Below are 20,051 nucleotides of genomic sequence, written 5' to 3'. Positions count from 1 at the left end.
AACAACGTCAGAACCATTCTGTTACGGTTTCTTACTCGTTATCCCCATCCAGCAATCCCCCCAACCCGCCCAGCAGCGAGCCCTCGCCCACCGCGCGGCCGCCGGCGGCCGGCGAGGCGCGCACGATGCGGTCGGCCAGGCGCGACAGCGGCAGGGACTGCAGCCACACGCGACCGGGGCCTTGCAGGGTGGCGAAGAACAGGCCTTCGCCGCCGAAGATTGCGCTCTTGAGCTTGCCGACGTACTGGATGTCGAAGTCCACGCTGGGCTGGAAGGCGACCACGCAGCCGGTGTCGACGCGCAGCACTTCGCCCGGCGCGAGGTCCTTGACGGCCAGGGTGCCGCCGGCGTGCACAAAGGCCATGCCGTCGCCGTCCAGCTTCTGCATGATGAAGCCCTCGCCACCGAACAGGCCGGTGCCGATCTTGCGGTTGAAGGCGATACCCAGCGATACGCCGCGCGCGGCGCACAGGAAGGAATCTTTCTGGCAGATCAGGGTGCCGCCCAGTTGGCTCAGGTCGATCGGCACGATCTTGCCGGGGTAGGGCGCGGCGAAGGCGACGCGGCGCTTGGTGCCGGATTCGTTGTGGTAGATCGTGGTGAACAGCGATTCGCCGGTCAGCAGGCGCTTGCCGGCGCCCATGAGCTTGCCGAACAGGCCGCCCTGCTGGGCCGCGCCGTCGCCGAACACGGTGTCCATCTGGATGCCGTCCTGCATCATCATCATGGCGCCGGCCTCGCCGATGGCGGCTTCGCCGGGGTCCAGCTCGACCTCCACGTACTGCATCTCGTTGCCGAAGATTTCGTAGTCGATCACATCCATGGCCATGATTGGGGTCCTCAAACTGTCTCGAAAAAGGTGGGGCCGCAAAGTATAGCGAGGCACAGCCACGACATCGTGACAGGCGCTTTTTGCACGTCGTGACGGTCGCGCGTCGCGTCGCGGGCTACATTGGGAGTGTCCGCCTGCAGTAAACTGCCTGGTTTCGCCGGTCCGGCCGGCGACTTCTGCCCCGTCCCTGGAGAACATCATGCCGCACTACCGCTCCCGTACCTCCACCCACGGCCGCAACATGGCCGGTGCCCGCGCGCTGTGGCGTGCGACCGGCATGCAGGATGGCGACTTCGGCAAGCCCATTATCGCGGTGGTCAACAGCTTCACCCAGTTCGTGCCGGGCCATGTACACCTCAAGGACCTGGGCCAGATGGTGGCGCGCGAGATCGAGGCCGCCGGCGGCGTCGCCAAGGAATTCAACACGATCGCCGTGGATGACGGCATCGCCATGGGCCACGGCGGCATGCTGTACTCGCTGCCCAGCCGCGAGCTGATCGCCGATTCGGTGGAATACATGGTCAACGCGCACTGCGCCGACGCCATGGTGTGCATCTCGAACTGCGACAAGATCACCCCGGGGATGCTGATGGCCGCGCTGCGCATCAACATCCCGGTGGTCTTCGTGTCGGGCGGGCCGATGGAGGCCGGCAAGGTCATCGCACACAAGCCGGCCGGCGACCAAGTCATCAAGCTCGACCTCGTGGATGCCATGGTCAAGGCCGCCGACAAGACGGTCAGCGATGCCGAGGTGGCCGAGATCGAACGCTCCGCCTGCCCCACCTGCGGCTCCTGCTCGGGCATGTTCACCGCCAACTCGATGAACTGCCTGACCGAGGCGCTGGGCCTCTCGTTGCCCGGCAACGGCACGGTCGTCGCCACCCATGCCGACCGCAAGCAGTTGTTCCTGCGCGCCGGCCGCCTGGCCGTGGAGCTGTGCAAGCGCTACTACGAACAGGACGACGAGTCCGTGCTGCCGCGCAGCATCGCCACCTTCGAAGCCTTCGAGAACGCCATGTCGCTGGACGTGGCCATGGGCGGCTCCACCAATACCGTGCTGCACCTCTTGGCGGCCGCCAAGGAAGCCGGCGTGGACTTCACGATGAAGGACATCGACCGCGTCTCGCGCAAGGTGCCCTGCCTGTGCAAGGTGGCGCCGGCCACCGACAAGTTCCACATCGAGGACGTGCACCGCGCCGGCGGCGTGATCGGCATCCTCGCCGAGCTGGACCGCGGCGGCCTGATCCACCGTGGCTGTCGCACCGTGCATACCAAGACCCTGGGCGAAGCCATCCATGTGTGGGACGTGATGCACGCCCACGACAACAGCGTGTTCGACTTCTACCGCGCCGCCCCCGGCGGCGTGCCGACCCAGGTCGCCTTCAGCCAGGACCGCCGTTACACCGAACTGGACCTGGACCGCAGCAAGGGCTGCATCCGCGACGTCAAGAACGCCTATTCCAAGGACGGTGGCCTCGCGGTGCTGACCGGCAACATCGCGGAAAAGGGCTGCATCGTGAAGACCGCTGGCGTCGATGAGTCGATCTGGAAGTTCACCGGCAAGGCGATCGTGTTCGAGAGCCAGGAAGACGCGGTCGAGGGCATCCTCGGCGGCCAGGTCAAGGCCGGCCACGTGGTCATCATCCGCTACGAAGGCCCCAAGGGCGGCCCCGGCATGCAGGAGATGCTGTATCCGACCAGTTATCTCAAGTCGCAAGGCCTGGGCAAGGAATGCGCGCTGCTCACCGATGGCCGCTTCTCCGGCGGCACCTCGGGCCTGTCGATCGGCCACGCCTCGCCCGAGGCGGCCATGGGCGGCGCCATCGGCCTGGTGGAAGACGGCGACATCATCGAGATCGACATCCCGAACCGGCGCATCCACCTGGCGATCCCCGACGCCGAGCTGGCCCGTCGCCGCAGCGCCATGGAGGCGCGCGGGGTCGAGGCCTGGAAGCCGGCCAACCGGGTGCGCCATGTGTCGGCCGCGCTGCAAGCCTACGCCGCCCTGACCACCAGCGCCGACACCGGCGCGGTGCGCGACGTGAGCCAGGTGCAGGGACGCTGAGGCCGACGAACGGCATTGCGGCCGGAACAAACGGTCGCAATGCCGTATTTACCAGCCTCCACGCACTCGGCGTGCGCTTGCGGGCTACGACTTTAGTCGTAAAAACTGGCAAATACGCCCTCCAGTTTCGGGCGCCGCGGTCGTAATGGTCCGAATGTAAGTGCGATTTGTGAACTTGCCGGCCCATCCACGCCCCGTCCGCGATGATCTTCCCCTCGCTCGATCATTTCGATCGCCTGTCCAGTCATCTGCACGCCGCCTACGTCCGCCTGACCAAGGACGAAGCGCTGTGGCAGGGTGATTTTGCGGGCGCGCTGCGCCACATCGCGACCGAACTGGCGACCGCCTTCGAGGTGGCTGGGGTGTCGGTGTGGCTGCTGCGCGAGGACAACAGCGCGTTCGAGTGCACGCTGCGCTTCGATGCGGTCGCGGGCCGGTTCGTCACCTGCGAACCCCTGCCCATCGCGCACTGCCCCAACTATTTCCGCGCCCTGGACGGCAGCCGCGTGCTGGACGCAGCCGATGCCCTGAACGATCACCGCACCACCGAACTGGCCACCAGCCTGCGCGAGCAGGGCGTCGGCGCCCTGCTGCAGGCGACCCTGCACCGCGCCGGCCACCTGGCCGGCACGATCTCGGTGGAGCACAGCGGCTCGGCCCGTCTGTGGCGGCGCGATGAGCAGAGCATGCTGGTCGCGGTGGCCGACATGCTGTCGCAACTGCTGGTGTTCCACGCGCTCAAGGACAGCGAGCGCTGCTACCGCACCCTGGTGGACTGCGCCGGCGACGCCATCACCACCCTGCGCAACGGTCGCTTCGTCGACTGCAACCAGCGCGCGCTGGAACTGTTCGGCTACACCCGCAGCGAATTCCTGGAACTGCGCCCCGAGCAGTTGTCGCCCCCGACCCAGCCCGACGGCAGCCCCTCCTGCGCACGCTGGGAGAGCATGCTGCAGCACGCAGCGCACAACAGCACGCAGTATTACGAATGGGTCTATCGCCGCGCCGACGGCGGCGAGTTCGAGGCCGAGGTGAGCCTGGCCGGCGTGCGCCTGGCCAACGAGGACTACATCCTGGCCATCGTGCGCGACGTGACCGAGCGCCGCCAGGCCGAGCGCGCCCGCGTGGCCGCGGCAAGCCAGCTCGAACAGCGCAACAGCACCCTGCAGGTGGTCAACAGCCTGGCCAGCCGCCTGCATGGCACGGCCGACATCAAGGTCATCGGCGAGGAGACGGTGCGTGCGCTGCACGCCCTGCACCGCCAGCCCATGCTGACCTTCTACCGCCTGATGCCGGACGGCGAGACCCTGGAGCTAATGGCTGGCGTCGGCTTCGACGACCTGGTCGCGCAGGGCTTCAGCCTGCCGGTGCGCGGCAGCCTCAACGGGCTTGCGCTGACCGAGCGCAAGATCATGCTGTGCAGCGACCTGGAGCAGGACGAGCGGCTCCACGAACAGGCCCGCCAGCGCCTGCTGCACCGCGGCGTGCGCTCGATGATGCTGCTGCCGCTGCTCTACCGCGACGAGCCCATGGGCACCATCGGCCTGCTCTACACCGAGCCCGGCGTGGCCTACTCCGAGGTCGAGATGGACACCTTGCGGGCGATCTGCCAGACCGTCTCGCTGTCCATCGCCAACGCGCGCCATGTGCAGGTGCTGGAGTACCAGGCGCTGCACGACTCGCTGACCGGCCTGCCCAACCGCACCCAGTTGCACCGCGAGGCGGCCCAGGCAATCCTGCGCGCCGACCAGGCGCGCCACGGCATCGCGCTGATGCTGCTGGACCTGGACCGCTTCAAGGAAATCAACGACACCCTGGGCCACCACACCGGCGACAGCCTGCTCAAGCAGGTGGCGAGCCGCCTGTCGCGCCTGCTCGGCGAGCGCAACGCGCTGCTGATGCGCCTGGGCGGCGACGAGTTCGCCATCCTGGCAAGGAACATCACCGGCGCCCCCGAGGCCACCGCCCTGGCCGGCACGGTGCTGGCCACGCTGCGCCAGCCCTTCGAGGCGCAGGGTCTGGCCATCGAGCTGGGCGGCAGCATCGGTATCGCCATCTACCCCTACCACGGCGACACCAGCCATGCCCTGCTGCGCTGCGCCGACGTGGCGATGTACGCGGCCAAGAGCACGGTCGGCAACATCAGCCTCTACGATCCCGAGCACGACCAGCACAACCCGCGCCGCCTGGCCATGATCACCGAGCTGGGCGCGGCCATCACCGGCGACCAGTTGCTGCTGCACTTCCAGCCCAAGCTGGACCTGCAGAGCGGGCGCTGGACCGGCTGCGAGGCGCTGGTGCGCTGGTCGCACCCCCTGCTGGGGCAGATTCCGCCGGGCGAATTCATCCAGTTCGCCGAGATGAGCGACCTGATCCGCTCGCTGACCCTGTGGGTCGCCCGCCAGGCCATCGCCCAGCTCGCGCGCTGGCGCGCCGCCGGCCACGAGGTCAGCGTGGCGATCAACCTGTCGACACGCAACCTGCTCGACGTGACCTTCCCCACCGCCCTGGCCGCGCTGATCGCCGAGTACGGCGTGCCGCCCGAGGCACTGGAGCTGGAGATCACCGAGACCGCGCTGATGGGCGACCCGGAGCGCGCCATGATGGTCGTCGACCGCCTGATGCAGACCGGCGTGCGCCTGGCCATCGACGACTTCGGCACCGGCTACTCCTCGCTGGCCTACCTCAAGCGCCTGCCGCTGACCACGCTCAAGCTGGATCGCAGCTTCGTGCAGGATATGACCGAGGATCAGCAGGACGCGATCATCGTGCGCTCCACCATCAACCTCGCGCACAGCCTGGGCATCCGCGTCGTCGCCGAGGGCGTGGAAGACGCGGCCACCCTGGCCGCGCTGCGCGAGTGCGGCTGCGACGAGGCGCAGGGCTTCCACCTGTCGCGCCCCATTGCCGCCAGCCTGGTCGACACGCTGCTGGGTCAACCCTTCTGCGGGTAATCCCGTAACAAACTTTCAATAACGCACGGTCAAGTTTCGTCCGCCCACGCCGGTAAGAACGAGAGCCCCTGCCCGCTTTCCGGGATCAGGCCCGCCAGAGGAGACAGCGTGAGCATCCGCCACCGCATACAAACCGCCACCGACACCCTGCGCCGCCAACTGCGCGGGGCCCCCGCGTGGCAACCCCGCGCCACGCTGGCCGGCGGACGCGAGGCCCTGCGCGAGGGCGTCGCGCGCCTGCGCCAGGGCGGCCTGCGCGGCTTCCTGCAGCCTGGCGTACGCCTGCTCAACCGCCTGCGCTACCCCGCCAAGTTCGGCCTCATCGCGCTGGTTTCCTCCGTCGCCATCGGCTTCTTCGTGGTGTCCCTGCTGTTCGCCGTCTACAGCGAGCTGTCGGCCGCGCGTGCCGAGTTGGCCGGTCTCAAGCTGTGGGAGCCGGCCGCCCAGCTCACCGGCAAGCTACACGCCCTGGCCGGCGAGACGGCCAGTGCCGGCGCTGGCGACGAGGCGGCCAAGGGGCGCCTGGGGAGCGCACGCAACGAGGTGGACGAGGCCCTCAAGCGTTTCGAGTCCGCCATCGCCGCCAGCGAACTGGACCTGGCGCCCCAAGCGCAAGCTATCGCCAAGGCCTGGCAGCAACTGCGCCCACAGGTCGAGCAACTCACCAGCAAGGACCTGGCCGCGGCGGTCGCCCCGCTCGACGGCCATCTGCTGGACTTCATGCGCGACCTGGGCGAAGCCTCACAACTGATCAGCGACGCCTCGCCCGAATCGGCCTACCTGGGCGACCTGCTGGTGCGACGCATCCCGCAGCTCGCCGACTCCCTCGCCAGCGTGCAGGCACTGGGCACGAAGTTGCTCGTTGAGCGCGAGATCAACGCCGAATGGCGCCAGATCGGCACCCATTACACCAACCTGCAGCGTGGCGCCAACGGCCTGGCCGAAGTCATGCGCCGTGACGCCGCCGCCAACCCGGCGCGCAAGGCCCAGGTCGATGCCACGCGCGAGCAGGTCAGTACTACCCTCGCCAGCTTTGCCGAGATCGCCGACCGCGAACTGGTCAAAGGGGCCTTCACCTTGCCGGTGCCGGAGTTCGTCCAGGCCGCCGGGGCGGCGCGCGAAGCGCTCTTGACCCAGGCCGGCAACAGCCTGCTGCCGCCGCTGCGCACCGCGCTGGAAGCGCGCATCGAACGCTTGCAGGCGCGCTTCTGGAGCAGCGGCATCGCCGTCGGGGTGATCCTGGTGCTGCTGACCTACGCCTCGCTGGCGATGTTCGTCTCCATCCTCGGCGCGGTGGAAGAGCTGTCGGCCGGTGCGCAGGAGATTGGTGCCGGCGATCTCACGGCGCGCGTGCGCTTCTCTTCGCGCGACGAACTGCGCGCGGTCGCCGAGCAGTTCAACGGCATGGCCGAGAACTTCGCCGGCGTGATCAGCGGGCTTAAGCGCAGCGTGGCCGAACTGAGCGACTCGGCGCGCGCGCTGCGCGATTCGGCCGAGCGCGTGACGCACGGCTCGACTCAGCAGAGCGAGGCCGCCTCCAGCATGGCCGCGGCCATCGAGGAGATGGCGGTGGGCGTGGACGAGATCTCGCGCCACGCGGGTTCGGCCGAAGCCTGCTCGCAACAGACCGGCACGCTGGCCGAAGAAGGCAGCGCCGTGGTGCGCGACACGGTGGCCGAAATGGAACGCATCGCGGGCGCGGTCAACGAGTCGGCCGAGGTGATCCGCGAACTGGGCAAGAACACCGCGCGCATCAGCAAGATCGCCGCGTCGATCAAGGAGATCGCCGACCAGACCAATCTGCTCGCGCTCAATGCCTCGATCGAGGCCGCACGCGCCGGCGACGAAGGGCGTGGCTTCTCGGTGGTGGCCGACGAGGTGCGCAAGCTGGCCGAGCGCACCACCCAGGCGACCTCGCAGATCGCCGGCATGGTGGGCGCCATCCAGGGCGGCACCCAGCGGGCGGTGAGCGCCATGCAGAACGGCGTGACCCGCGTGCGCGAAGGCGTGGCGCTGACCAGCCAGGCCGGCGACGCGATGCAGCAGATCGGCACCGAAGCGGCCCGCGTGGTGCAGGCGGTGGCCGACATCTCGCTCGCCCTGCGCGAGCAGACCAGTGCCAGCACCGAGATCGCGCAAAGCGTGGAGCGCATCGCCGAGATGGCCGAACAGAACAGCAGCGTGGTCGGCGACACCGCCCGCACCGCCGCCCAGCTCGACGAACTGGCGCGCAAGCTCAACACCGAGATCGGACGCTTCCGCGTGTGACGCGGCCGGAGAACGTGACGTGAACATCCTCAAACTGATCCTCGCCCCGCTGGTGCTGCTGCTCAACCGCCTGCGCTACCCGTGGAAGTTCGGCCTGCTGGGTGGCCTGGCGATCCTCGCCATCGCCTACTTCATGGTCGGCCTGGCCGGCTGGCTGGGTGCCGGCCTGTCGGCAGCGCGTCAGGAGGCACGCGGCGTGGCCCTGATCGAGCCCAGCTTCGCCGCCATGCGCGCGATGCAGGAATACGTGGGCCTGGGCTATGTCGCGGCCGGCAACGAAGAGCTCAAGCCGCTGGCCGAGAACGCGCTGTCCGCCGCCGACAAGGCCTTCGCCCGCCTGGATGCGCGCATCCTCGACGCCGACGGCCCCCTGGGCGATCTCAAGCCGCACGCCAAGCGCATCGCCGAGGCCTGGGGAACGGTCAAGCAGACGGCCGCCGGCAGCGAGGTGCGGCAGATCGTCGAGGCCCGTCCGCACAAGGCGGTGCTGGACGCCATCGACGCCCTGCTGCGCGACGTGGCGGATGCCTCCGGCATGTCGCGCGACCCCGACGCGCGTGCCACCTACCTGATCGACGCGGTGCTCAACAAGCTGCCGGAAGGCGCCGAAGCGATCAACGGCGTGCGCATCTCCGGCAGCCTGGTGCTGGGGGTGCCCGGTTTCGCCCGCGAATGGCGTCGCATGGGCACGCAGATCGAGGAGATCGAGCGCACCCAGGCCGAGCTGGAGCAGGCCTTCAAGCGCATCGCGCGCTACGACGCCGGCCTCGGCGACTCGCTGGGCCAGGGGGCGGCCGCCATGGGCAAGGTCGCTGGCGAGTTCATCGAGCTGAACCGCAAGAACATCATGAGCGGCACCCGCGGCATCGAGATCAAGCCCTATGCCATCGAGGGCCGCAAGGCCCTGGCCGGTTATTACGAGCTGATGGAGGACGAGGTGCTCGACGAGCTGGCCTCGCTGGTCAACTGGCGCGCCCGCACCCTGTGGCTGCGCGTGCTGCTGGCCGGCGTGCTGGCCCTGGGCATGGCCGGCCTGCTGGCCTACACCCTGGGCAGCATGTTCCTGTCCATCACCCAGTCGGTGGATGCGCTGCGCGAGGGAGCCCAGCGCATCGCCGCCGGCAACCTGGGGCACCGCATCCAGCTCGATTCACGCGACGAGCTGGCCGGCGTGGCCGAACGTTTCAACGCCATGGCCAGCGGCTTCGACGCCATCATCGGCACGGTCCAGGCCAGCGTGCGCGAAGCCACCCAGGCCGCCGCCGCGCTGCGCCAGTCGGCTGACACGGTGGCCCAGGGCTCGACCCGGCAGAACGAAGCGGCCGCCAACATGGCCGCCACGGTGCAGGAAGTGACCGTGGGCATCGGCGAGATCGCACGCCTGGCCGGCGATGCCGACCAGATGGCCAGCAACTCCGGCGCGGTGTCGGGCCGCGGCGAAGAGATCGTGACCCGCACGGTTGCCGAGATCGAACGCATCGCCGAGGCGGTGAGTCAGTCCTCCCAGGTCATCGACGAACTGTCCAACAACTCGGAGGCGATCGGCGCCATCGTCGCGACGATCAAGGAGATCGCCGAGCAGACTCACCTGTTGGCGCTCAACGCGGCGATCGAAGCGGCACGCGCCGGCGAGTCCGGGCGTGGCTTCGCGGTGGTGGCCGACGAGGTGGGCAAGCTGGCCGACCGCACCAACAAGGCCACGCAGGAGATCACCGAGATGATCCAGTCGATCCAGTTCGGCACCGGCGAGGCCATCGCCGCGATGCAGAAGGGGGTTGGTCGTGTGGCCGACGGCGTGGCGATGACGCGCAAGGCCGGCGACGCCATGCACCAGATCCACGAGGCCTCGCGCCAGGTCGTGCAGTACGTCGGCGAAATCTCCGACGCGATGCGCGAGCAGGCCGCCACCAGCACCGAGATCTCGCGCAACGTGGAACAGGTCGCCCAGATGGCCGAAGCCAACCACGCCGTGGTCGACGAGACCGCCGCCACCACGCGCGCGCTGGAGCAACTGGCCGCCCGCCTGGACGGCGAGATGCAGCGCTTCACGCGCGGCTGAGCAAGCTACCTCGGCCGCAAACCCGGGGGCGGCAGCGCCCCCACCGGGCCCACTTTGATCCAAACCAAAGTCGTAGGCGTATACCCTTTATCCAGCCCAAAGTAAGCCCCCTCGCCGGCCGATAAGCCAGTTTCCCGGTCTGTGTTTTGCGCAACGCAGCACGCAGCGGCCGGCCATGGTTCAAGCTGGGAGAGGATCGATGAGTATCGCGAAGAAGATGGCAGGCATCGTCCTGCTGGGAGTGCTGGCGATGGTGCTGTCCGGTGCGCTGGGGGTCAGCCAGTTGTGGCGCCTCAACGACAGCCTGGAGTCCCTGAGTGACGAGACCGTGCCACATGTGGTCAGCCTCGGGATAGCGGCGCAGTCCTTCGAGCAGGCGCAGAGCGCGGCCTATCGCTACATCCTGAACACCCGTCCGCAGGACAACGAGGCCTTGCTGCGCGACGTGACCGCGCCGCGCAAGGCGCTGGACCAAGCACTCGAACGCTATGCCAGCCTGCTGGCGGGTGAGGAAGACAAGACTCTGTTCGAGGCCGACCGCAAGGCAGTGACGGCCTACCTTGCCAAGCTGGACCAGGCGGTGAAATACAACCGCGACTCGCTCAACGCCGATGCACGCGACACCATGGCCGACGCGGTACCGCTGGCGGAAGCCGTGACCAAAGCCTTCGCCGCCCATACCGCCTACAACATGAAACTGGCCGAGGCGGCGCACGAGCGCGGCGACGCCGCCTTCGGCTCGGCCCTGTTGCTGACCGCCGTACTCACCGTGGTCTTCGCGGTCGGGCTGGGCCTGGCCGGCTGGCGCGTGAGCCAGGGCATCGTGCGGGCACTCGACAAGCTGCGCAACACCTTGGTGGCGATCGAATCGCAACTGGACTTCACACGCCGCAGCGGAATCCGCGGCAGCGACGAGGTGGGCCAGGCGGGCGCCGCTTTCGACAAGCTGCTCGACACGCTGCAGACAAGCATCCGCGGCACGCGCGAAGGTGCGCTGGCATTGGCCGGGCTAGCCGGCACGCTGGCCGGCACGGCGCACGAGGTGAGCCAGTCGTCGGAGCAGCAGGGCGACGCGGTGCAGGCCATGGCGGCCGGCATGGAAGAGATGAGCGTAAGCATCCAGCACGTGGGCGAGCAGGCACGCGACGCGAGCCGCGTGTCCACCGCCTCCGGCAAGCTGGCGCAGGAGGGCGGGGTAGTCATCGGCAGCACGGTGGAAGACATCCACGCCATCGCCGAGACCGCGCGCATCGCCGAACAGCGCCTGCAGGAGCTGGAGGGGCAGACCCAGCGCATCGACGGCGTGATCAACGTGATCCGCGAGGTCGCCGAGCAGACCAATCTGTTGGCCCTCAACGCCGCCATCGAGGCGGCGCGCGCCGGCGAGCAGGGACGCGGCTTCGCGGTGGTGGCCGACGAGGTACGCAAGCTGGCCGAACGCACCGCGCAGTCCACCGCCGACATCGCGCAGACCATCGGCGCCATGCGCAACAGCGTGGAACAAGCCGTGGTGGGCATGCACGTCACCATCGAGCGGGTGGAGAGCGGCGTGCAGCGCGCCGCGCGCGCGACCGAGGTGATCGGACAGATCGGCAACCAGGCCGGCGAAGCCGTCACCGTGGTCAGCGACATCTCCGACGCCTTGCAAGCGCAGGGCGAGACAGCGCAGAGCCTGGCCCAGAAGGTGGAACTCATCTCGCGCATGGCCGACGACAACCGCCACGCGGCCGACCAGGCTGCGCGCAGCACGCAGGAGTTGGAGCGCCTGGCGGCCAGCCTGCGCGGCGGGGTCGAACGCTATCGCGTGTAGAGCGACGGGGTGACCGGCCGGCAGCCGCCGGCCGCGTGCGCGCACACTCAGGCAAAGGCGGCGTACAGTGGCAGTCCCACATCCTGTTTCCAGGAGGCCTGCCATGTCATCACGCCGTCATTTCCTCGCTTGCTCCATGATCGCCCTCAGCCTCGGGCTGGCCGGCAGCGCCTGGGCCGCCGACGCCAAGATCGAAAAGAAACGCGCCGACATCCGCAAAGGCGTCAGCGAGACCCTGCAGGAGTTCTACAAGGCCGACGCCAAGCTCAAGGGCGAGGTGCAGAAGGCGGCCGGCTACGCGGTCTTCAAGACCTACGGTGGCAGCCTGATCGTGGGCGGCGCCGGTGGCGAAGGCCTGGCCCATGACAGCAAGAGCGGCAAAGACACCTTCATGTCCATCGCCCAGGCCAGCGCCGGCCTGCAGGTCGGCGTGTCACGCACCCGCTACCTGTTCGTCTTCAAGGACGCGACCGCCATCCAGCGCTTCATCGACAGTGGCTGGGAGGCCGGCGCCAGCGCCTCGGCCGGGGCAGGCGCCGGCAAGGAAAAGATCAATGCCGGCGCGGGCGCGGGCGAATTCACCGGCGGCAAGGTCTACACCCTGACCGATGCCGGGGTGCAGGCCGGCGGAGCCGTCGCCGGCACCAAGGTGTGGAAGAACGACGAGATCAACTAGGGCGTGCTGCCCTGCCCCTTCGGGCAGGATGGCTCAAGCACACACGCCGGAAGGCGTAGTTGCTTGAGCCGTCCAACCATTCATTCTGCATAAATAAGTTCGTCGGACGGCCCTCCGTACTCCCGGTTGTCATCAGGAGGGCATGTGGTATTGAAAGGCAGGCGTTCCCTGGGTTCGCTGCAGCAGTCGGTCTTCCTGTGGATCGGCGGCTTGCTGCTGTCCGTCGCCACCCTGCTCACATACGTGCTGATCCAGAGCCGTCAGCACTACGACAGCAGCGCCACGGCGATCTCGCAGAGCCTGGCGCAGAGCATCGAAACCTTCCTCGCGGCGCATTTCCAGGCCATGGATTTGGCCTTGCTCAGCGCGAGCGACGAGTTCACCGCCCGCCACCGCGAGGGCAACTTCCAGGCGGAGAGCTTCAACCAGCTTCTGCGCAGCTTGCGCCTGCGGGTACCCAATGCCACTGCCATCCGGGGAACGGACGTGGATGGCACGGTGATCTATGGTGACGATGTGGATCGGCGCCAGCTACACAACGTGGCCGGCCGCGAACACTTCCGCCGCGCGCTCACCGAGCGCGGCCTGATCATCAGCCCGCCCGTCGTCTCACGCCTGACCGGAGACCTGATCCTTCCCGTCACCCGCAGCCTGCTGACACCGGACGGGCACTTCGCCGGCACGGTATCCATCCATACCGCCGTACCCCGCCTGGAGGAGTACTTCTCGTCTGTGCGCGTGGGCACACAGGGCGTGGTGACCCTGATCGATCTGCAAAGACGCGTGCTGGTGCGCTACCCCAGACCGCCCGACGCCAGCCCGGACAAGGTCGTCGTGCTGAACGCGCCCTTCACAGTCCGCGCGGTGGAGGCGCGACTGCGCCAGGCCAACTATGAAAGCCATAGCCCGGTGGACGGCGTCAGCCGCATGCTGACATTGCGCCGCGTCGGCGGCTATGACACTTACGTGATCAGCGGCATCGGCACCAGCGACTATCTGCGTCCGTGGTACCACGAGCTGGCCGCTGGCGTGGCCGCCTTCGGTCTGCTATGCATCCTGAGTATCGCATTCGGCCTCAATCTCAAGCGCCGCTGGCGGAGCGAGCTGCGGGTGCAGTCGCTGGAGGCCGGCGCCCAGGCGCATCGCGAGCTGGAGGCGGTGATCACCGCGATCCCCGATGCCTTGCTGGAGCTGAGTGCGGATGGGCGTTGCCTGCGCGTGATGGGCACTCAGGATACCGGCTGGCTGCCGCCGGGCCCCTCGCCGCTCGGCCGAGGGTTGGAAGAGCTGTTTCCGCAAGACACCGCCGCCAGCCTGCGAGAGGCGCTGGAACAGGCGCTTGCGCATGGGGTGTCCCGCGGCACGGAAATCGCTTTGACGCGCGAAGCCACGCAACGCTGGTACGAACTATCGATCGCCCGCACTGCGGACGGAGACCCAGCGCGCAGCCGCCTGATCATGCTGGCACGCGACATCACCGAACGCCAGCTCGCCCGGGCCCAGGTGGAGCAACTGGCCTATTCGGACCTGCTGACCCGCTTGCCCAACCGGCGCATGTTCATGGGACGTCTGCGCCAGAGCCTGGCGGCCAGCCAGCGCAGCGGCAAGTACGGCGCCCTGCTGTTCCTCGACCTCGATCACTTCAAAGCCGTCAATGACACGCTCGGCCATCAATGCGGTGACCTCCTGCTGCAGCAGGTGGCCCAACGCCTGCGCTCGATCGTGCGTGAGGAAGATGTCGTCGCCCGCCTGGGCGGTGACGAGTTCGTAGTGATCCTGGAACAGCTCGACGCGCAGCACGACGAGGCGGCCAGCCAGGCAATGCAGGTCGCCCGCAAGATCGTCGACGCGCTGGACGCAAGCTACGACCTGGACGGCCGGCGGGCCCAAACCACGGTCAGCATCGGCGTCTCACTCTTCCTTGGCCAGGCGTTCAGCGTGGAGGATTTGCTCAAGCGTGCCGACACCTCGATGTACCAAGCCAAGGGTGCGGGGCGCAACGCGGTGCGTTTCTTCGACCCTGCGACGCAGGCCGCCACCGAGGCGCGCAGCGCGCTGGAAGCGGCCCTGCGCCACGCCCTGGTCAATGAGGAGTTCCTGCTGTGCTACCAGCCGCAGGTGGGCCACACGGGCCGCTGCATCGGTGCCGAGGCCCTGATCCGCTGGAACAGCCCGCAACTGGGCATGGTGTCGCCAGCGAACTTCATCCCGCTGGCCGAGGAGTCGGGCCTGATCTCACCCATCGGCCACTGGGTCATGGCCGAGGCCTGTCGTCGCCTGGCAGACTGGCAGGCCTCACCCGCCACGCATGACCTCACCTTGGCCGTCAACGTCAGCGCACGCCAGTTCGCCCACCCCACCTTCGCCTCCGAGGTCTGCGAACTGGTCGAGTACTACGGCGTCGCCCCCACGCTCCTCAAACTGGAACTGACCGAGAGCCTTTTCATCAGCAACATCGACACGGTCATCGAGCGCATGCAACAGCTTGCTCGGTTCGGCATCCGCCTGTCGCTCGACGACTTCGGCACCGGCTTCTCCTCCATGGCCTATCTCAAGCGCCTGCCGCTCTCGCAGATCAAGATCGACCGCTCCTTCACCGACGACATCCTCCACGACCAGCACGACAAGGCGATCTGCGAGGCCGTCATCACGCTGTGCCGCACGATGGCGCTTGAAGTCATCGCCGAAGGCATCGAAACACAGGCACAGTGGGACTTCCTGCGCGAGCTTGGGTGCCGCCTCGGCCAGGGCTACCTGTTCGGCCGCCCGATGCCCGCCGCGGACTTCGAGGCCTGGCTGCGCGCCCACCTGGAACCGCAGCAACCGTCCTGATCTGATGCCGCGGCCTCAGGGCTGAGCGCCGCGCCACGGCAGCTCGCGTGTAGCGCGACGCATCACCTCGACGAAGGCGCGCAGTTTGGCTGGGTAGAACGGCGCATACGGATAGACCAGGTACACCGGCAGCGACGCGGCCTGCCAGTCCGGCACCAAATGCAACAAGCGCCCGGCCGCCAGGTCTTCCTGCACCACCCAGGCCGATGCTGCCGCCACGCCGACGCCGCGCAGTGCGGCACTGCGCAGCGCGTACAGCGAATCGGTGGTGACACGCGGCGCGAGCTCCAGCGTCTGTTCCTCGCCGCGCGGGTTGAACAGCGTGATCTCGTTGCGATAGTAGGGTTGCAGCGCCACCCACGGCAGTTCGGCCAGCGCGGCCGGCTTGCGCGGCAACTTGCGCCCGGCCAGCAGGGACGGCGCGGCAACCAAGATGCGCGACACTTCGGCGATGCGTACCACCACGGCCAGCGGGTCCGCTTCGCCACCGACGCGGATCGCACAATCGATACCTTCCCCGATGAAGTCGGGTGGTGTGTCATGCAACAGCCACTCCACCGCCACTTTCGGATGGCGCGCCAGGTACTCAGCCAGTGGCTCCACCAACTGGTGCTGACCAAAGGCATGGGGCACCACCACGCGCAAGGTACCCTGCGGCTCGTCAACCGCCCCCCGTAGGTCCGATTCGAATTCGCTCCACGCCTCGATCAACTCCTTGGCCCGCGCGTAGTAGCGCGTACCGGCCTCGGTGAGTTTCATGGCATGCGTAGAGCGCAGCACCAGTTGCAGACCGAGCGAGCGCTCCAGAGCCTGCAGGCGACGGCTCACCGTCGGCTGGGTTGCGTTCATCTGCGCGGCCGCGGCGGACAGGCTGCCCGCCTCGACGATGCGGATGAAGGTCTGCATGAGAGTCAGCCGGTCGGCACTCTTCTTCATGCACAGAATGTATAACAGTTCTGCATTTCATGCGCCTACCGTGGCATTGGCGTCGGCGGCACACTGCGCCCACCTCCTCCCGACCTTCCCCTTCCCGGAGCACACAACATGAACAACCCCGCCATCACGGCCGATCAGGCCGCGTCCGAAGCCCCGCCTACACTCGATGCCGGCCTGGTCTTCCTGCTTGCCGCCGGTGCCGGTCTCGGCGCCGCCTCGCTGTACTACAACCAGCCCATGCTCAACACCCTCGCCCGCGAGTTCGGCGCCAGCACCTCGGCGATCGGCCGTATCCCGACACTGACCCAGATCGGTTATGCACTAGGCATTCTGCTGCTGGCACCTTTCGGTGATCGCTATGACCGTCGCCAGATCATCCTCGGCAAGACCGTGCTGTTGAGCCTGGCCTTACTCGCCATGGCCTGCGCGCAGTCACTGTGGCAACTGTGCGCGCTCAGCGTGGCCATCGGCGTCGCCGCCTCGCTGGCTCAGGACTGCGTACCGGCCGCCGCCGCGCTGGCGCCAGAGGCGCGACGCGGCAAGATCGTCGGTAGCGTCATGACCGGCCTGCTGCTGGGCATCCTGTTGTCACGCGTGGTCAGCGGCAGCATCACGCAGTGGTTTGGCTGGCGCGCCATGTTCGGCCTTGCCGCGCTGTCCATCGCGGCCTTGGGGCTGGTCGCGGCACGCCGCCTGCCGCGCTTCGCGCCGACCACCGACTTGCCCTATGCGGCCCTGCTCGGCTCACTGCTGAGCTTGTGGCGCAGCCATGCCGGCCTGCGCCGCGCCGCACTGGCCCAGGGCTTCCTCAGTGCGGCTTTCAGCGCCTTCTGGTCCACCCTGGCCGTGATGCTGGCGCAGCCACCCTTCGGTTACGGTGCTTCCGTGGCCGGAGCGTTTGGCCTGGCCGGCGCGATCGGCGCCCTGGCCGCCCCCATCGCCGGCGGTATCTCGGACCGCAAGGGTCCCGAACTGGTCACCCGCGTCGGCGCCCTGCTGGTCTTCACGAGCTTCGCCGGCTTCTTCCTGGCGCCGGACAATCTGTGGCTGCTGATCGCTGGCACGCTGCTGTTCGACCTCGGCGTACAGGCCGCCCTGATCGCACACCAGAGCATCATCTACGGCCTCGAACCCCCGGCGCGCAGCCGTCTCAACGCACTGCTGATCGGCGCCATGTTCATTGGCATGGCCAGTGGCTCGGCATTGGGCAGCCTGGCGCTGGAGGCCGGCGGCTGGCGTGGGGTGAGCCTGCTGGCTGGCGCGGCGGCACTGGTGGCGCTCCTGGTGCGGCTGTGGCCTCGGCGTGCCTGAGACAGACACTCAAACGGGCAACACTTTCGTCAAGGCTCAATCTTCAAGCTAGGCTGAATATAGAAAAACATAAGCTGGGTTTCCCGCACAGAGATCTTATGGTCCCGATATGCGAGGAGACATCATGCTAGGACGAATCTGGAGGGGCTTGAAGCGTTGGCGGCATGTACATCTGGGACCCGTATCGGTGGTATTCAAGTTGGAGCGACGCGTGCCACTGATTCAGAGTGCGTGTCACCGAGCTGGTCAGTGTGCCGATCTCACATCGCCTAAAGTGCGTTGCCCCGCGCAGACGGATGCCGCATCCCCGCCCGAGATCGCCCTGATCGTGGGTGTGGGCCCTGGCTATGGCGAGGCGCTTGCACGGCATCTTGCCAAGGCCGGGATGCTGGTCGTCATGGCTGCCCGCAACGCACACCGACTCGACACACTGGTCGAGGAGATTTCCCAGGCAGGCCATCGTGCCTGCGCCTTGCCATGCGACGCTACGAGGGAAGATTCAGTCCGCGAACTGTTCTCGCGTGTGAAGGCTTTGCACGGCACGCCTCATCTGGTGGTCTGCGCGTTGCAGAGCTTTGGCCCGGGACTGGCCAGCGAGATCGAGCTACCTGCATTCGAAGAAGGATGGCGACTGAACTGCGTGGGTTCCTTTCTTGTCGCGCGCGAGGCGGCTCGGCACATGGCACCCCTGCAGCAAGGCACCATCCTGCTGACCGGGTCTACCTCTGCCTTGATTGGCCGTGAAGGCCACCTCAACCTGGCCGTCGGTAAATTCGGACAGCGCGCGTTGGCTCAGGTCCTGGCGCGCGAGTTATGGCCCAAGGGGATTCATGTCGTCCATCTCGTGATCGACGCCGACATCCACGAGGGTCAGGCCCGTGAGGATGGCGGACCACAGACCGACCCGGGCCACCTGGCCAGCCTCGTGCATATGCTGCACCGGCAACCACGCAGCGCCTGGACAAGCGAACTCGACGTACGTCCCTGGAATGAGCGGTTCTGGGAACACTGCTGAGCACACCACCCGTTGTTGACCGCAATCCAAGCAGCGGCCTCCTCGACCACCGACAATCCGCGACCGGCCACGCGCCGGTCGTTTTGCATCTGCATCCCCTGAACCTGTCGAGGAAGTCTGAACATGTCTGTTACCCTCCCCCTGCAGCAGCGCAGCCATTTGCCGCGCGCCAGCGAACGCCTCACCAGCGAGCGGGTGGAACTGCAACTGCTGACCACGCTCAAGTGCAACCTCAAGTGCACCTACTGCTCGATCAGCGAAGGCGAGGTGCTCGGTTCGCTGGGCAATGTGAGTTACGAGCTGGCCGCGCTGGATCGCTTCGTCGACACCCATCTCGCGGGCAAGGATGTCTACGTCACCTTCTATGGTGGCGAGCCGACGCTGAATCGCCCCTTCATGGAAGCGGTGATGCGGCGCTATCCGCAGTTCCGTTTCCAACTGCAGACCAATGGCACGCTGCTCGACGACCTGCCGGCCTGGGTGTTGCAGCGGCTGTCCAACATCCTGGTCTCCATTGATGGCGGCGAAGCGACGACCGATGGCTATCGCGGGCGCGGCATCTACAGGCAGATCCGCAAGAATCTCGCCAAGGTGCACGACCAGCTCGGCGGCAGCGTGACCGCGAGAATGACGTGGTCATCCGATGCGATCTGTTTCGAAGAGATCGACGAGCTGGCCACGAGTTTCGATTATCTCTACTTCCAGTTCGTCGCCGGGGACGCCTACCGTGGCGAGTCGCTGGCGCGGCGCAAGGCGGTGCTCGATCAACTGGTCGAGCGCTTCTTCGCCCACAGTGATGCGCTATACCCGGTGATCCCGCTGATGGGCATCGTGCGCAACAAGCTCGCCCCTGCCGTGGCGGCCGCGCGCTACGCCGGCCGCACGCAGTGCCGCGCCTCCAGCCACTTGCTCAACGTGATGCCGGATGGGCGCATCTACGCCTGCCCCGATCTGATGCACCTGCCCGAGATGCAGATGGGCGACATCGGCGACAACTGGCTGCGCGACAGCCCGCTGCAGCCCACCGCCGACATGCCCTGTCATGGCTGCGCGGCGCATAGCTGGTGCCGTGGCAACTGCATGAAGAACCTGTACCTCGGCTATGTGCGCAAAGATCCTGAATGGCGCGAACAGGTCACCGACCCGATCTGCGAGCTCGTACGCCACCTGGGCGAAGCCATCGACCGCCACGATCCGCAAGCCTGGTTCGCCCGACTGCCCCTGCCACTGCGCCGCCAGATCACCGACAGCGAGGTCTACGACTATGTCGAGATCATGCCCTGAGGCTCGGGC

At 67.5% G+C, this 20,051-nt stretch carries 12 protein-coding genes; 10 read left to right on the top strand and 2 right to left on the bottom strand.

Annotation, left to right across the window (positions count from 1 at the left end; all coding sequences use genetic code 11):
• Positions 1-31: 31 nt before the first annotated feature.
• Entirely contained in the window at positions 32-829 is a 798-nt protein-coding gene (locus NMB43_RS01640) for a TIGR00266 family protein (RefSeq protein WP_494350417.1), read from the bottom strand.
• A gap of 202 nt (positions 830-1,031) precedes the next feature.
• Between NMB43_RS01640 and ilvD the strand changes: the two genes are divergently transcribed.
• The 7 genes from ilvD to NMB43_RS01605 all read left to right on the top strand — a co-directional run bounded on the left by ilvD (position 1,032) and on the right by NMB43_RS01605 (position 15,496).
• Positions 1,032-2,897, top strand: coding sequence for a dihydroxy-acid dehydratase (gene ilvD / locus NMB43_RS01635; RefSeq protein ID WP_494350416.1), 1,866 nt, complete (start codon positions 1,032-1,034; stop codon positions 2,895-2,897).
• A gap of 203 nt (positions 2,898-3,100) precedes the next feature.
• Positions 3,101-5,851 carry a bifunctional diguanylate cyclase/phosphodiesterase gene (locus NMB43_RS01630; RefSeq protein WP_494350415.1) on the top strand — a complete coding sequence of 917 codons (2,751 nt, stop codon included), beginning with the start codon at positions 3,101-3,103 and terminating at the stop codon, positions 5,849-5,851.
• Positions 5,852-5,959: 108 nt separating this feature from the next.
• Positions 5,960-8,119 carry a methyl-accepting chemotaxis protein gene (locus NMB43_RS01625; protein WP_494350414.1) on the top strand — a complete coding sequence of 720 codons (2,160 nt, stop codon included), beginning with the start codon at positions 5,960-5,962 and terminating at the stop codon, positions 8,117-8,119.
• A 19-nt stretch (positions 8,120-8,138) separates the two neighbouring features.
• Positions 8,139-10,178, top strand: coding sequence for a methyl-accepting chemotaxis protein (locus NMB43_RS01620; RefSeq protein WP_494350413.1), 2,040 nt, complete (start codon positions 8,139-8,141; stop codon positions 10,176-10,178).
• A gap of 199 nt (positions 10,179-10,377) precedes the next feature.
• The gene (locus NMB43_RS01615; protein ID WP_494350412.1) at positions 10,378-11,988 is read left to right on the top strand and encodes a methyl-accepting chemotaxis protein; all 1,611 of its coding nucleotides are present in this window, start codon (positions 10,378-10,380) and stop codon (positions 11,986-11,988) included.
• Between the two features lie 103 nt (positions 11,989-12,091).
• The gene (locus NMB43_RS01610; protein WP_494350411.1) at positions 12,092-12,664 is read left to right on the top strand and encodes a lipid-binding SYLF domain-containing protein; all 573 of its coding nucleotides are present in this window, start codon (positions 12,092-12,094) and stop codon (positions 12,662-12,664) included.
• 150 nt (positions 12,665-12,814) lie between these two features.
• Entirely contained in the window at positions 12,815-15,496 is a 2,682-nt protein-coding gene (locus NMB43_RS01605) for a bifunctional diguanylate cyclase/phosphodiesterase (protein WP_494350410.1), read from the top strand.
• Positions 15,497-15,511: 15 nt separating this feature from the next.
• Here NMB43_RS01605 and NMB43_RS01600 read toward each other — a convergent pair whose 3' ends face one another.
• Positions 15,512-16,432: a LysR family transcriptional regulator gene (locus tag NMB43_RS01600; protein ID WP_494350409.1), complete on the bottom strand. Its 921-nt coding sequence runs from the start codon at positions 16,430-16,432 to the stop codon at positions 15,512-15,514.
• A 108-nt stretch (positions 16,433-16,540) separates the two neighbouring features.
• Here NMB43_RS01600 and NMB43_RS01595 point away from each other — a divergent pair, with 108 nt between their 5' ends.
• From NMB43_RS01595 to NMB43_RS01585, 3 genes are all read left to right on the top strand, one after another.
• On the top strand, positions 16,541-17,743 hold the full coding sequence (locus tag NMB43_RS01595; protein ID WP_494350408.1) for an MFS transporter: 1,203 nt from the start codon (positions 16,541-16,543) through the stop codon (positions 17,741-17,743).
• A 211-nt stretch (positions 17,744-17,954) separates the two neighbouring features.
• A complete protein-coding gene (locus NMB43_RS01590; RefSeq protein ID WP_494350407.1) occupies positions 17,955-18,758 on the top strand; it encodes an SDR family NAD(P)-dependent oxidoreductase in 804 nt (267 codons plus the stop codon).
• A gap of 123 nt (positions 18,759-18,881) precedes the next feature.
• On the top strand, positions 18,882-20,042 hold the full coding sequence (locus NMB43_RS01585) for a radical SAM protein (protein ID WP_494350406.1): 1,161 nt from the start codon (positions 18,882-18,884) through the stop codon (positions 20,040-20,042).
• Positions 20,043-20,051: the final 9 nt, after the last annotated feature.

Source organism: Uliginosibacterium sangjuense, from assembly GCF_059132465.1.
This window is presented reverse-complemented; position numbering and strand designations above follow the sequence as displayed.